Consider the following 12,557-nt stretch of genomic DNA (forward strand, 5'->3'; position numbering starts at 1 on the left):
ATTAATAAAGTATCGAGGTACCAGTGGCACGTATTGCAGGCATAAATATTCCAGTGAGGAAATGTGTTCCTTTTGCATTAACTTATATATATGGTATAGGTATTGCTACTGCGAATGTAATTTGTCACGCTTGTGAAGTTGATAAGCGCAAACGTGTTTCAGAATTACGAGATGAAGATATAGAAAAGATCAGCAGTTTCATTAGACAAAATTATGTTATAGAAGGTGAGCTCAGAAAAGAAGTGGCTATGAACATAAAATCTTTAGTGGAAATGGGATGCTATAGAGGAGTGAGACATAGAAAAGGTTTACCTGTGAGAGGGCAAACGACTCATACTAATGCTAAGACTCGTAAAGGTAGATCTCGGTTGCCTATTGCTGGGAAAAAATAAAATTTATTATTATTGTGAGTTTTAATGAAAAAAGTCAAAACGGTTGGTAAGAGTACAAAGGAGTTTATTACTGGTGTTGTTCATATTCGTGCAACTTTTAATAATACTTTTGTAAATGTAACTGATGTTCATGGTAATACGCTATGTCAAACTTCTGTGGGTGCATGTGGTTTTTCAGGTTCGAGAAAATCCACACCTTATGCTGCAGGTAAGGCTGCGGAGGCTGCTGCGAAGAATGCAATGGAGAGATTTGGTATGAAGGTTGTCTCTGTAATAATTCGTGGTCCTGGCTTTGGTACCGAAGCTGCGGTTAAAGCACTTCAGAGCTGTGGGTTGACTGTGACTTCAATTGCAGATAAAACCGCAATTCCTCATAATGGGTGCAGGTTAAGAAAAAAAAGAAGAGTATAGGATATTTGAAAAGGTTGTTTTATGTATTATAATAATAATGTTTCTCTCTGTAGCAATTTAGATAAATTGATTAAACCTAGTTCAGTTAAGGTAATATCAGATGATTCAAGTGAAAAAGGTGATATAGTCCTAGAACCGTTGGAAAGTGGTTTTGCTTTAACATTAGGTAATGCATTAAGACGTGTAATGTTATCTTCTCTTAAAGGTAGTGCTGTTTATGGAATAAAAATTGAAGGTATAACTCATGAGTTTACTTCAATTCAAGGGGTAAGAGAAGACGTAACTGATATAGTATTAAATATGGGCATGTTGAGTTGTAAATTAAATGGTGCTTCTAATAAATGCTTAAATTTAAACGCTAAAGGGCCTTGCCAGGTATTAGCTGGGATGATAGAAACTGATGATCAATGCTCTATTGTTAATAAAGATTTGTTAATATGTACGCTGGGGCAAAATGTAGAGCTTAACATGACCATATATGTGGCTAGCGGAAAAGGTTATCTTCCTGTAACTAAGTATAAAGAAAATGAACTTTTGAAGCTTATGAGTGAACAGGATTTAATTGGTTTTATTCCAGTTAATGCTTTGTATAGCCCTGTCAACAGGGTTTCGTACAGGGTAGAGAATAGTCGTGTTGGCCAAGTGACTGATAAGGATAAGCTGATATTGTCAATTGAAACTGATGGTACAATCTCTCCAAGTCAAGCTGTTGACTCTGCTGCAAGAATATTACAGGAGCAACTTCAGCCCTTTATTAGTTCTGATGTAAGTTATAAAAAATCGCAGGTTTCTTCGTCTAGTGGTGCTAAAGATTTGGGTTATGACCCTGTCTTATTGCGTAAGGTAGATGAAATGGAATTATCTGTCAGGTCTCATAACTGTCTGAAAAACGAAAACATTACTTATATAGGTGATCTTGTGCAAAAGACAGAAGGTGAAATGTTAAGAACTGCTAATTTTGGCAGGAAGTCTTTGAATGAGATTAAGGCAGTTTTGGCTAATTTTGGCTTGTCTTTGGGTATGAATGTGCTAAACTGGCCGCCTAAGGATATAGATGAGTTGGCTAAACAACATACTGATGAAGATTAGGTGATATATGAAACATGGAATAAAAAAACGTAAACTATCTCGTTGCACTGAACATAGATTATCGACGTTAAAGAATCTATCTATCTCATTAATTAACCATGAGCAGATTGTAACTACTTTACCAAAAGCTAAGGAACTTCGTCGATATGTCGAAAAGTTTATTACAATTGCTAAGAATAAGAATACTTTACATGGTAGAAGACTTTTGCTTTCACGCCTTCATAATAGTAAGTTAGCAGTTGATAAGTTATTAAACGTCTTAGCCAGCCGTTATCAAGATCGTAAAGGTGGGTATTCTAGAATAATAAAATTTAGCACTCGAAAGGGTGATTGCGCTTCAATGGCAGTGATAGAACTGGTTAATAGGGATATTGCAGCAAGAGGTAAGGTTTATAGTAAAAATAGAGAAGGAGGCAAAGTAGTTACACAAAGTTAATTGTTATCATAATTGTTCTTCTTATGGTAAGTAGGTTACGCTACTTTGTAGGTTACTTTGGCGAATTGTTAGTTTTGGCATATTTAAAGCTGAAATGGTATAATATTATAAAACGCCGTTACCGTTGTAAGTTCGGTGAAATTGACTTAATTGTATCTAAAAAAAAGGAGCTGATTTTTATAGAAGTTAAAACAAGTTTACTTGGAAAAGAAATACCGATATCTCATCTTCAATGTCAGTCTATTATAAATTCTTCTAAGTATTTCTTAAGTACAAACCTTAGTTTTTTAGATTATTCAGTCAGATATGATTTATGTTTTCTTTCCTTAAAGAGAGGACCTGTTTATATAAAAAATGCTTGGATTGAAGAATGGAAGATTTGTAGCTGAATTAATTTAGATTTACTGGATTTAATATGAAAAAGACCCAATACAATAATTTAGTTTCATCTTACGCTAGAGTGCTGTTTCATGTCTCAGGAAGCAGGTTAGGTATTATAAGGAAAGAAGTAGAATTTTTATTGGCTTTTTTTAAGGATCAACGTGATGTTTTTGTGTACCTATCTCATCCTATGATTTCTTTTGCACACAAAAAAGAAGTGATGCTTTCTATAAATGAGCACTTGAGTGAAAATTTAGTAAAATTTATTATGGTTATATTTGCAAACAAACGCTCTAGTTTATTGATCCTTATATTAGAAAAATTCTTAAGTCTTGCAAAAGAAAATGAAAATGAATTCGAAATTACTATAAAGTCAGCAGAAGCTTTAAAGGAATCTGATATAAAAATAATTACTGAATCTTTGAGCTTTCTTGGTAAAATAATAAAAGTAAGCAATGTGGTTGACCCTTCTATACTAGGTGGCTTCGTAGTTAGGTATGGTTTTAATTTGATCGATGCTTCGCTAAAAAGTTACTTAGATAGGTTAGTTGACTTAAGTAAAATGGAAATATTAAAAGTAAGGAATTTTGTATGAAGAACAGTATGAATGTTTCTGAGATAGCAAGTGTAATAAGGGAAAAAGTTGAGACGTTTGATAATCCTATAAAGCGGGAAAATATAGGTGAAGTAATTTCAGTAACAGATGGTATCGCATTGGTTTATGGGCTGGAAAAAGCAAAATTCGGTGAAAAGGTATTTTTTGCAAGCGGTGTAGAAGGAATAGTTCTTGATTTAGATCATGATACGGCTGGAATAGTTGTGCTTGGTAATGACCGTGATGTGAAAGAAGGGGACGTTGTAAAATGTAGTGGTGATGTTGTGCAGGTGCCTATAGGGCATGAATTGTTAGGGAGAGTTGTAAATGCGTTGGGCCATCCTATAGACGACGGTGGGGAAATTAGAGCCAAAAACAGAATGGATATAGAATCTAAAGCGCCAGGCATTATTGATCGTAAGTCTGTGCATGAGCCACTGCAAACAGGAATTAAAATTATAGATTTGCTAATTCCAATAGGTAGAGGGCAGCGTGAATTAATTATTGGCGATAGACAAATTGGTAAAACTACTATTGCGCTTGATACTATTATCAATCAGAAGAAGATTAACGATGAGGTAAACGAAAATCAAAAAATTTACTGTGTTTATGTTGCTATTGGACAAAAAATTTCAACAGTAGCAAAAGTGGTAAATAAGCTGAAAGAAAGCGGAGCATTAGAGTATACAACTGTAGTTGTGGCTAGTGCATCTGACTGCGCGCCTATGCAATTTTTAGCACCTTATGCTGGTTGCACTATTGGGGAATTTTTCCGTGACAATGGAATGCATTGTTTGATTATATATGATGATTTATCTAAGCATGCTGTGGCATATAGGCAGATGTCTTTATTGCTCAGACGTCCTCCTGGTCGTGAAGCTTACCCTGGAGATATATTCTATGTACATTCTCGCTTGCTTGAAAGAGCTGCTAAAATGTCTGATAAAAAAGGGCAGGGGTCTTTAACTGCTTTGCCGATTGTCGAAACTCAAGCTGGTGATGTATCTGCATATGTGCCAACAAATGTTATTTCAATTACCGATGGGCAGATCTTTCTTGAGTCTGAATTATTTTATAAAGGATTTCGACCTGCAGTAAATATAGGTTTGTCAGTTTCACGGGTTGGTTCTGCTGCACAACTAAAGTCTGTGAAGAAAGTTGCTAGTTCTATAAAGCTAAGCTTAGCTCAGTATAGAGAATTAGAAGATTTTGCAAAATTTGGTTCTGATCTTGATGCTAGTGTTCAATTATCCTTGAATAAGGGTAAATATCTTGTCGAGTTATTAAAGCAAAAACAACATTTACCTATGTCAATAGAAGAGCAAGTAGTGCTGATGTATATTTTTTCTAACCTATATAATCAGTTAAGTAAAATACAAATAAGTTACATTAATAAATTTGAACATGATCTTATTAATTATTTTCATACTGTACACCCTGGGGTTTTAAAAAAGTTGTCAAATGACATGAGTGATGATATAAAAGGTGATATTTTTAACATTGTGAGTAATTTCGTTACTCAATTTAATTGCGTTTAGGTGGTGATTATGGCTTCGTCCATTATTAATAAATTTCCTATGACGAGGGAAGGTTTTGAGAATATGCAAGCCGAACTTGAAAAATTGAAGGAAGAAAAACCTTCTGTGATACAGGCTATTTCTGATGCTCGTGATCAAGGTGATTTGTCTGAAAATGCAGAGTATCATGCAGCACGGGAAAGGTTAGGTTTTATTGAAGGCCGTATAATGGAGATAGAAAGTAAGCTCTCACATGCGGAAGTAATAGAAGTAAAAAATTTGTCTGGTGATTCAGTAATGTTTGGTGCAACTGTGACATTAAGCATGTTAAGTGATAATAACGGTGAAGTGGAATATGTTTATAAGGTTGTAGGCGAATATGAAGCTGATGTTTCAAAGCAGTTAATATCTACTAGTTCACCACTCGGGAGTGCCTTAATCGGCAAAAAAGTCGGTGAGTATGTGGAAGTGACAGTGCCAAATGGAGAGAAATTGTATAAAATAGTTAAGATTGAATTTAAGTAAATTATTATGGTACAGGCCACTTATGCTTCAATGAGTCTACCCGGTATTTCTTCTGTGGAAGATGTATTAGAGGATGCTCGTTCCGGTAAATTATTCATTTTAGTTGATGATGAAAGTAGAGAGAATGAAGGTGATTTGGTTGTCTTAGCTGAAAAAGTAAAACCAGAACATATGGCTTTTATGGTTAGGTACGGTACAGGGGTTGTGTGCTTAGCAATGACTAAATTTCACATGAAGAGGTTGGGCCTTAATTTCATGGAAAAGAAAAATATTGGTGAAAATCATACCGCATTTACTACATCAATTGATGCACGTTATGGCATTACAACCGGTGTTTCAGCAGAGGATAGAACGAAAACTATACATGCTGCTATCAACAAGGATGGCACTCAGGATGACATCATAACTCCAGGTCATGTTTTTCCTGTAATTGCACATAAAGGTGGGGTGGCACAACGTGCTGGTCATACTGAAGCGAGTGTTGAAATGGCGAAGTTAGTAGGGTTTGATCATTCAGCAGTTATTTGTGAATTAGTGAATGATGATGGCTCTATGATGCGCTTACCTCAGTTACTTAAATTTGCTGAACAACATAAAATTAAGTTAACTACCATCGACAAACTTATCAGTTACGTTAAAAAATTAAACTAGCGTTTATAAATTTGTATAATTTAAGTGTTAAAATATAGAATTCCTATAAATTATACAAGCACAGAATTTCCATGTTTAGAATTGCTAAGTTTTTGACCTTATTGTTCTTTTTTGCATATTATAATAATGCTTACTCTATTAACATTATTAGAGATAGTGAAGTGGAAGCAATAGTGAAAGAGCTAGCGCAACCTTTATTTTTCGCTGCAAACATTGATAGTGACCGAATGAAAGTTTTTATAATTAATGATAATTCGATTAATGCTTTTGTAATTAACAACAACAGTATCTTCATTCATTTAGGACTTTTACAATACTCGGCTAAACCTTATGTACTGCTTGGTATATTAGCACATGAGATTGCTCACATATCTGCTGGTCATATATTGCAAATGAGTAGTGCTATGGGTTATTTTCAATCGATAGCAATGATTAGTTATATGGTAGGATTAGTTTCTAGTATTATCATTAACCCTCAGGTTGCTGGTGCAATTTTGCTTAGTGGTGTAGCACTCAGTTCAGGGCTATTTTTTAACTATTCTCAAGAGCAAGAAAGTGTAGCAGATAGCTATGCTTTAAGGTACCTTGATGAATCTGGCTATGATAATTCAGGTATGAAAGAGATTTTTGATTATTTTAAAAGTATTGAGCATGAGAACACCGAGGAATATTTCCGCACTCACCCACTTAGTGAGAAACGCATATTTGCTGTACAAAATTATAAGGTCAAAAACAACGTAAAACCAATTTTTGCGGATAAGTTACTAAAGTTTGAGCGTGTGGTTGCAAAGCTAGACTCTTTCTTTGCTCCTATTCATGTGTTATCTAATAAATATGAAAATAATTCTGAGTATGTAAATGCTATAGTTTGCTATAGGCAAGGAAAGATAGAAGAGGCTATTGCTAAAGTTAATTCATTGATTCAAGAGTCACGCAATGACCCATACCTATATGAATTAAAAGCAGAAATGCTATACAAGGCCGGAAATTTAAGTGAAGCAATAAAAATGTATGAGGAATCGCTTAGGTATTTATCTGAGAAAAACAGTTATTTAGTGAAACTTGCATTATCTCATACTTTATTATTACACGGTGATGCAAAAAAGGCGATTTTTTACCTGGAGCAGATTTTGAATGTAGAACCAAATAACGCTTTTGTCTGGAAATATTTAAGCATTGCATATAAATGTGAAGCTGATACGGCAATGCATTATTTTGCCTTGACAAAAAAGGCTTGTATTGAAGGTGATTTAAAGCAATTTACAAAATATGCTGAGCTAGCTGTTAAAACTCTACCAAAAGATAGTCCTTATTTGTTGCAAGTTGAAGATATGAAGCAATTTAATGGATAACAAAAAAGCATTTCTGCACTTTTATGGGTTATTTTCCACACTTTTCCAACATAGCTTTTGCTTCATTACTTACGTTGGGCATAATTTTCGTTATGATAGTTTTAGCGCCAAAAAATACACCACAGAACATGCCTAGAGCAAAGAGGGCTGGCCACGGCATCCTGCCAAATATTGCAAGCAAAGCTGCACCAATTATTACTACCGTCATAAGTGGACCGCCTATTCCCCAAACGTAACCAATAATATTGCATATTACTTTAGTTGTGTCATCCATATCAGGATCAGTGGTAGCTGCATAACCTGAGAAAGAGAAAAGTAATACTACACAAAAAACACTAAAAAATCTTTTTATTATAGAGCTCATTTTCTTGCCTTTAAATAACAAATTAACGCAAACCTACACATATTTTTATTTTAAAATAAAAATTATAATTTGTCTATACATAAGTGTTGCTACATAAATAACCCACCATTAATGTTAAGCACATGCCCTGTTATATATTTTGCTTCATCACTTGCTAAAAATAATACCCCTGCTGCTATTTCTTCCCCTGTTCCCATTCTTTTCATTGGAATATTATCTAATATTTTTCCCTTTTGTCCTTCATTTAAAACTTCAGTCATTTTAGTATCTATAAACCCAGGAGCAATACAATTTACTGTTATATTACGACTTGCAACTTCTTTTGCTATAGATTTGCTCATAGCTATTATTCCAGCTTTAGACGCTGCATAATTTGCTTGCCCGGCGTTTCCTGTCAGCCCTATTATTGAGGAAATATTTATAATTCTTCCCCAATTATTCTTAATTAGTCTCTTACATGCTTCTCTACTCAGCTTAAATGTAGAGCTCAAGTTAATATCAATTACTTTTTGCCATGCTTCATCTGTCATTCTCAATAATAAACTGTCTCGCGTAATGCCCGCATTGCATATAAGCCCGTCAAAGCCTTCCATCAACTCACTTGCTCTATTTACTAGTTGATTTACTTCCTCAGCATTTGATAAGTCACAAGGGAGTATGTGCATATTTTTTTCATATTGTTTAGCAACTTCTTCGAGCACTTCTTTTTTTGTGCCAGAAATACATAAAGTTGCTCCGGCTTTGTGCATAATTTTTACAATTGCTTGCCCTATTCCGCCTGATGCGCCAGTGATCAGGAACTTTCTACTTTCCAATCTAAACATAATAACTTTATATTATCTTAATTCATAACAGAATATCGACTGGTTGGCAATAGATTTCTTACATAATATAATACCAATTCCTAAAAATAAATAGAGGAATAAAGAAAAATTTCTAAAATAGAATAATTTAAGAATTAGTGGGGAGTTATGGCAGGAAAAAGTAAAGCAATAGGAGAAGAATTATATAATAAGTGTAACCTGGAATTAAAGAAGCACGGCATAAGAGGAGAGATAGGAAGAAGATTACAGGCAATAATATCTGCAAAAGAATATGGAATAACAAAAGTTGCTCAAATATACCGAATTACTAGAACTACATTGATGAAGTGGATTACAAGATTTAAGGAAGGAGGAGTCAATGCGTTTAAAATACAACCAGGACGTGGAGTAAAGCCGAAGTTGAGCTACAAGCAGCAAGAAGAAATTAAAAATGTCATAGCAGAAGAAGGAGCCAACCTAACGGCTAAGAAATTAAAAATCATAATTGAGAAAATGTTTTCTATTGAGGTAAGTAAGTCTACAGCACATAGACTGATGCAAAAGTTAGGTTTTTCGTATATTACTCCAAGGCCTGTGCACAATAAACAGGATAAAAATAAACAAGAAGAGTTTAAAAAAAAATCTTAATGAAACTATTGTCACGTATCCCGAAAAAGAGCTATTTTTCTTCGATGAGTCGCGGTTTGGCACACATTCAAAGATTGGACACGGGTGGTTTAAAAAAGGCATTAGGACACAGGTTAAGGTAAAATTAGGTAGGCAAAACTTTTATCTCTATAGTGCAGTTAATCCTAGAAATCGAGAGAGTTCTAGCTTATTCGTACCAAACGTCAATACTGATTGTATGAATATATTCCTTGAGCAGATGTCACAATATTTAGGAACAAGGGAGGCATTTCTTGTTGTGGATTGTGCAGGATGGCATAGATCCAAAGGTTTAAAAATACCACAAAATATTACCTTAATCTATTTACCTCCATATTCACCAGAGTTAAATCCAGTAGAGCGTTTATGGCAATATTTGAAAGACAATCTCATTAAAAATAGAATATATGACTCTGTTAGTTTATTGGAGGATACTGTATGTGCATTCATTCGTAATATTACGGAAAGTTCGATCAAAACCATTTGTTCTGTGAGTTATTTGCCTACTTATTTATGAGATTTGGTATTACTACTTTTTCATAGCCATTTTCAGCTGCTATAAGTAATAAATTGCACTTGAGTATTATAAACGTGTAATTTATATCAAATTCGCTTTTTTTCCACTCATCATATATAAGTTGATTTTCCTGCTGCAGCTTATCTTTAATTCTATCAATTAAATTTTCCTTACTCAGATCTGGACTACTGTTGACTTCTTGTAGTATTAACCTTAATGTCATTTCCTTCTCCAAGATATAAAATTTTATTATGGCATATGAAGTGGATTATGTCAATGAAGAACTAAGAAACTGGTTCTTCTTTTTTTCTATAGCTTTAGGTTTACCTACAATTTGAAAAACAACAAATTCGTCATTCCGCCGCAGTATCTCTAGATCCCGCTAACACGTAGCGGGATGACGAGTTACTTAACGTCATACCGTGATTTATTCACGGTATCTCAACCGCTAACAAAGCGGGATGACAGCAATCCTACGTCATACCGCCGCGGTATCTCTAGATCCCGCTGCGGGATGACTAGACTTTTTGATTTACTCCCACTCAATGGTTGCTGGTGGTTTAGAAGTTAAGTCATAGACAACTCTATTTACTCCGGAAACGTTATTAACAATTATACTGCCAACATTCTGTAAAAAGTCCCAAAACACTAGCGAATGCTGATCCTTATCTTCAAATGGAAATGCATCAGCCGTCATACCATCGGACGATGTTACAGCCCTTAAAGCACAAACATATCCGTATGTACGACCATCTCCCATGACGCCTACAGTTTTTATTGGTAATAATACAGCAAAAGCTTGCCATATCTTATCGTATAGATCGTAATTTTTCATCGTATTAATATATATTTCATCTACTTCTTGCAATATTCGCACCTTTTCTTCATCGACTTCACTTATAATCCTCACTGCAAGTCCGGGTCCAGGAAATGGATGTTGAAATATTATCTCGTCTGAAAGCCCAATTTCTTTTCCAAGTAGCCTTACCTCATCTTTAAAGAGGTAGCGTAAAGGCTCTACTAGCTTCAGGTTCATCTTTTCTGGCAACCCACCAACATTATGGTGAGACTTAATTGTACTAGTGTTGTCTGAGGCATGCCCTGACTCAACTACATCAGAGTAGATGGTACCTTGCATCAAAAAATCCACATCACCTATTTTTTTTGCTTCTTCTTCAAACACTTCAATGAAAGCGTTACCGATAATTTTTCGCTTTTTTTCTGGATCAATTATTCCTTTTAACCTACTCAAAAATAAATTTGATTTATCAACGTAGTTTATCGGAATTTCTTTCAACATAGCAATGGTCTGGTTCTTGCGTAACAACCCAGTATCGATAAAAATACAGTTCAATTGTTTTCCTATAGCTTTATGTGTGAGAGCCGCTGCAACACTTGAATCAACCCCACCACTTACTGCAGCGATTACTTTTTTCTCTCCTACTACATTTTTGATTTTTTCCTTCTGCTTTTCAATAAACGATTTCATTGTCCAGTCTCTCTCGCAATTTGCAATATCCAAGAAGTTAGAGAGCAATTTACTGCCATTTGTTGTGGGCCTCACTTCAGGATGGAACTGAGTACAGTAAATCTTCCGCTGTTCGTTGACAATTATTGCAATTGTTTGATTTATCACACCTGATGCGATAACAGTAAATCCCTGTGGTATAGTATCAACACTGTCCGCATGGTTCATTAATACATCCACTTCAGAATTAACATCCCAGGTATCCTTTATAATGGGGGATTCTTTTAGTATCTTGATTTTAGTTCTGCCAAACTCCTGTTTGAAACTCTCTTTTACTTTTGCTCCAAAATAATGACAAATGAGTTGCTGTCCATAGCATATTCCAAGTATAGGAACGTTTGTTGCCTTATTAAGTTTTATAATTTCATGTACTACTCTACTTGTTTCAGAACAATCATCATTTACAGATTGTGGTCCTCCAGAGAGAATAAACCCATTGAATTTTGATATTGTTTCAAAACTGATGTTGCTTGGAAATATTTCGCAATACACACCCATTTCCCTGACTTGTCTTGCGATAAGCTGTGTAAATTGTGAACCAAAATCAATAATGGCAATTGCTGACAATTTGCTCCTCCATATTATTTAAAAGTGATATCTGATAATAAAGAAAATAAAGAAGTAAGTAAACTAAGACCTCTTAAAAGCTTTGATGTATGACTTAAACGTTAGCTATGATTTATTTTGAGTTGACAGAAACTTTGCACGGTGGTGACTCAGAGTCCTCAGTTTTTCTTTGGGGTCAAGGCATACTTTAAAAAAATCCCAACCGTTGCAACTTTTACCGGTAATTCTTGTGCCAGCCGTAGAAGGAGCACTATATTCTTCCCCATTGTAAATAAACTTTCCCTCATTACTGACTGTAACTTCATACATTTTCTTTTTATATTCTCCAACAAGTGTTCTACCTATAAAAAGAGCTTTAATAACTTTTTGATTTTGCGTTAAGCCATCATCATCAACTTGCACAATTTCTTTAGGTTTATCTATTTTGAGCTCATTTAGTGGCTCATTACCCACCATATTGTTTAATACTTTATTTATTATATATGTTACTGCCTCATCTTTGACTTCTTCTACCCTTTTATCTACATATTTTTCTACTTCACTACGCACATGCCTTTTCAAACTTTCAAGCAAATCCTGTAAGTCGAGTAAAGTTAATTCAGATGTTTCCATAAAAACCCCCAGTTTTATTATCACGTATCAATAATACATCTAGTATACTTAAAATATCTTTAAGAAAGGCGACTCTGACCCTCAGGTAGCTAATGTTAACTACCGATATCGTACGTGAACCAAAATCAATAATGGCAATTGCTGACAACTA

General features: G+C 34.7%; 16 protein-coding genes. 11 read left to right on the forward strand and 5 right to left on the reverse strand.

Translation table 11 applies throughout. The annotated features are described in order from the left end of the window. Positions 1–23: 23 nt before the first annotated feature. From rpsM to WKH12_RS06655, 10 genes are all read left to right on the forward strand, one after another. The gene (gene rpsM, locus WKH12_RS06610; RefSeq protein ID WP_434732308.1) at positions 24–392 is read left to right on the forward strand and encodes a 30S ribosomal protein S13; all 369 of its coding nucleotides are present in this window, start codon (positions 24–26) and stop codon (positions 390–392) included. Positions 393–416: 24 nt separating this feature from the next. Next, a complete protein-coding gene (rpsK, locus tag WKH12_RS06615) occupies positions 417–803 on the forward strand; it encodes a 30S ribosomal protein S11 (RefSeq protein ID WP_264732204.1) in 387 nt (128 codons plus the stop codon). Positions 804–824: 21 nt separating this feature from the next. Beyond that, entirely contained in the window at positions 825–1,892 is a 1,068-nt protein-coding gene (locus WKH12_RS06620) for a DNA-directed RNA polymerase subunit alpha (RefSeq protein WP_253309078.1), read from the forward strand. Between the two features lie 7 nt (positions 1,893–1,899). Beyond that, complete coding sequence (rplQ, locus tag WKH12_RS06625; protein WP_434732309.1) at positions 1,900–2,328, forward strand: 50S ribosomal protein L17; 429 nt, start codon at positions 1,900–1,902, stop codon at positions 2,326–2,328. Between the two features lie 23 nt (positions 2,329–2,351). Further along, entirely contained in the window at positions 2,352–2,717 is a 366-nt protein-coding gene (locus WKH12_RS06630; RefSeq protein ID WP_434732310.1) for a YraN family protein, read from the forward strand. A gap of 26 nt (positions 2,718–2,743) precedes the next feature. Continuing rightward, a complete protein-coding gene (atpH, locus tag WKH12_RS06635; RefSeq protein WP_253309075.1) occupies positions 2,744–3,304 on the forward strand; it encodes an ATP synthase F1 subunit delta in 561 nt (186 codons plus the stop codon). Then, positions 3,301–4,842: a F0F1 ATP synthase subunit alpha gene (atpA, locus tag WKH12_RS06640; protein ID WP_253309074.1), complete on the forward strand. Its 1,542-nt coding sequence runs from the start codon at positions 3,301–3,303 to the stop codon at positions 4,840–4,842. Before atpH ends, atpA begins: the two co-directional genes overlap by 4 nt. A 9-nt stretch (positions 4,843–4,851) precedes the next feature. Continuing rightward, entirely contained in the window at positions 4,852–5,346 is a 495-nt protein-coding gene (gene greA / locus WKH12_RS06645) for a transcription elongation factor GreA (protein ID WP_007549342.1), read from the forward strand. A 6-nt stretch (positions 5,347–5,352) separates the two neighbouring features. After that, positions 5,353–5,997: a 3,4-dihydroxy-2-butanone-4-phosphate synthase gene (gene ribB / locus WKH12_RS06650; protein WP_182182755.1), complete on the forward strand. Its 645-nt coding sequence runs from the start codon at positions 5,353–5,355 to the stop codon at positions 5,995–5,997. Positions 5,998–6,068: 71 nt separating this feature from the next. Then, a complete protein-coding gene (locus tag WKH12_RS06655) occupies positions 6,069–7,349 on the forward strand; it encodes a M48 family metalloprotease (protein WP_341822401.1) in 1,281 nt (426 codons plus the stop codon). A 28-nt stretch (positions 7,350–7,377) separates the two neighbouring features. Here the strand turns inward: WKH12_RS06655 and WKH12_RS06660 are convergent, their stop codons facing one another. Then, on the reverse strand, positions 7,378–7,713 hold the full coding sequence (locus WKH12_RS06660; RefSeq protein ID WP_264732216.1) for a TrbC/VirB2 family protein: 336 nt from the start codon (positions 7,711–7,713) through the stop codon (positions 7,378–7,380). Positions 7,714–7,802: 89 nt separating this feature from the next. After that, on the reverse strand, positions 7,803–8,537 hold the full coding sequence (gene fabG, locus WKH12_RS06665) for a 3-oxoacyl-[acyl-carrier-protein] reductase (RefSeq protein ID WP_253309071.1): 735 nt from the start codon (positions 8,535–8,537) through the stop codon (positions 7,803–7,805). 147 nt (positions 8,538–8,684) lie between these two features. Here fabG and WKH12_RS06670 point away from each other — a divergent pair. After that, a protein-coding gene (locus tag WKH12_RS06670) for an IS630 family transposase (protein ID WP_434732009.1) occupies positions 8,685–9,699 on the forward strand; the annotation gives its coding sequence in 2 pieces (ribosomal slippage) (positions 8,685–9,149 and positions 9,151–9,699; 1,014 coding nt in all). Here WKH12_RS06670 and WKH12_RS06675 read toward each other — a convergent pair. The 3 genes from WKH12_RS06675 to WKH12_RS06685 form a co-directional block, all read right to left on the reverse strand. Next, positions 9,686–9,922, reverse strand: coding sequence for a hypothetical protein (locus WKH12_RS06675; protein WP_434732311.1), 237 nt, complete (start codon positions 9,920–9,922; stop codon positions 9,686–9,688). The genes WKH12_RS06670 and WKH12_RS06675 overlap by 14 nt on opposite strands. A 309-nt stretch (positions 9,923–10,231) precedes the next feature. Continuing rightward, complete coding sequence (gene guaA / locus WKH12_RS06680; RefSeq protein WP_434732312.1) at positions 10,232–11,794, reverse strand: glutamine-hydrolyzing GMP synthase; 1,563 nt, start codon at positions 11,792–11,794, stop codon at positions 10,232–10,234. A 105-nt stretch (positions 11,795–11,899) separates the two neighbouring features. Next, positions 11,900–12,406 carry a DUF2924 domain-containing protein gene (locus WKH12_RS06685; RefSeq protein ID WP_434732313.1) on the reverse strand — a complete coding sequence of 169 codons (507 nt, stop codon included), beginning with the start codon at positions 12,404–12,406 and terminating at the stop codon, positions 11,900–11,902. Positions 12,407–12,557 lie beyond the last annotated feature (151 nt).

It is taken from the genome of Wolbachia endosymbiont of Zygogramma bicolorata, from assembly GCF_051130665.1.
Lineage (GTDB): Bacteria > Pseudomonadota > Alphaproteobacteria > Rickettsiales > Anaplasmataceae > Wolbachia.

Coding starts and splice junctions, on each gene's coding strand:
- rpsK (WP_264732204.1), top strand. CDS start 417: ATGAAAAAAGTCAAAACGGTTGGTAAGAGTACAAAGGAGTTTATTACT.
- WKH12_RS06685 (WP_434732313.1), bottom strand. CDS start 12,406: ATGGAAACATCTGAATTAACTTTACTCGACTTACAGGATTTGCTTGAA.
- WKH12_RS06675 (WP_434732311.1), bottom strand. CDS start 9,922: ATGACATTAAGGTTAATACTACAAGAAGTCAACAGTAGTCCAGATCTG.
- ribB (WP_182182755.1), top strand. CDS start 5,353: ATGGTACAGGCCACTTATGCTTCAATGAGTCTACCCGGTATTTCTTCT.
- WKH12_RS06620 (WP_253309078.1), top strand. CDS start 825: ATGTATTATAATAATAATGTTTCTCTCTGTAGCAATTTAGATAAATTG.
- fabG (WP_253309071.1), bottom strand. CDS start 8,537: ATGTTTAGATTGGAAAGTAGAAAGTTCCTGATCACTGGCGCATCAGGC.
- greA (WP_007549342.1), top strand. CDS start 4,852: ATGGCTTCGTCCATTATTAATAAATTTCCTATGACGAGGGAAGGTTTT.
- WKH12_RS06630 (WP_434732310.1), top strand. CDS start 2,352: ATGGTAAGTAGGTTACGCTACTTTGTAGGTTACTTTGGCGAATTGTTA.
- WKH12_RS06655 (WP_341822401.1), top strand. CDS start 6,069: ATGTTTAGAATTGCTAAGTTTTTGACCTTATTGTTCTTTTTTGCATAT.
- WKH12_RS06660 (WP_264732216.1), bottom strand. CDS start 7,713: ATGAGCTCTATAATAAAAAGATTTTTTAGTGTTTTTTGTGTAGTATTA.
- atpA (WP_253309074.1), top strand. CDS start 3,301: ATGAAGAACAGTATGAATGTTTCTGAGATAGCAAGTGTAATAAGGGAA.
- rplQ (WP_434732309.1), top strand. CDS start 1,900: ATGAAACATGGAATAAAAAAACGTAAACTATCTCGTTGCACTGAACAT.
- atpH (WP_253309075.1), top strand. CDS start 2,744: ATGAAAAAGACCCAATACAATAATTTAGTTTCATCTTACGCTAGAGTG.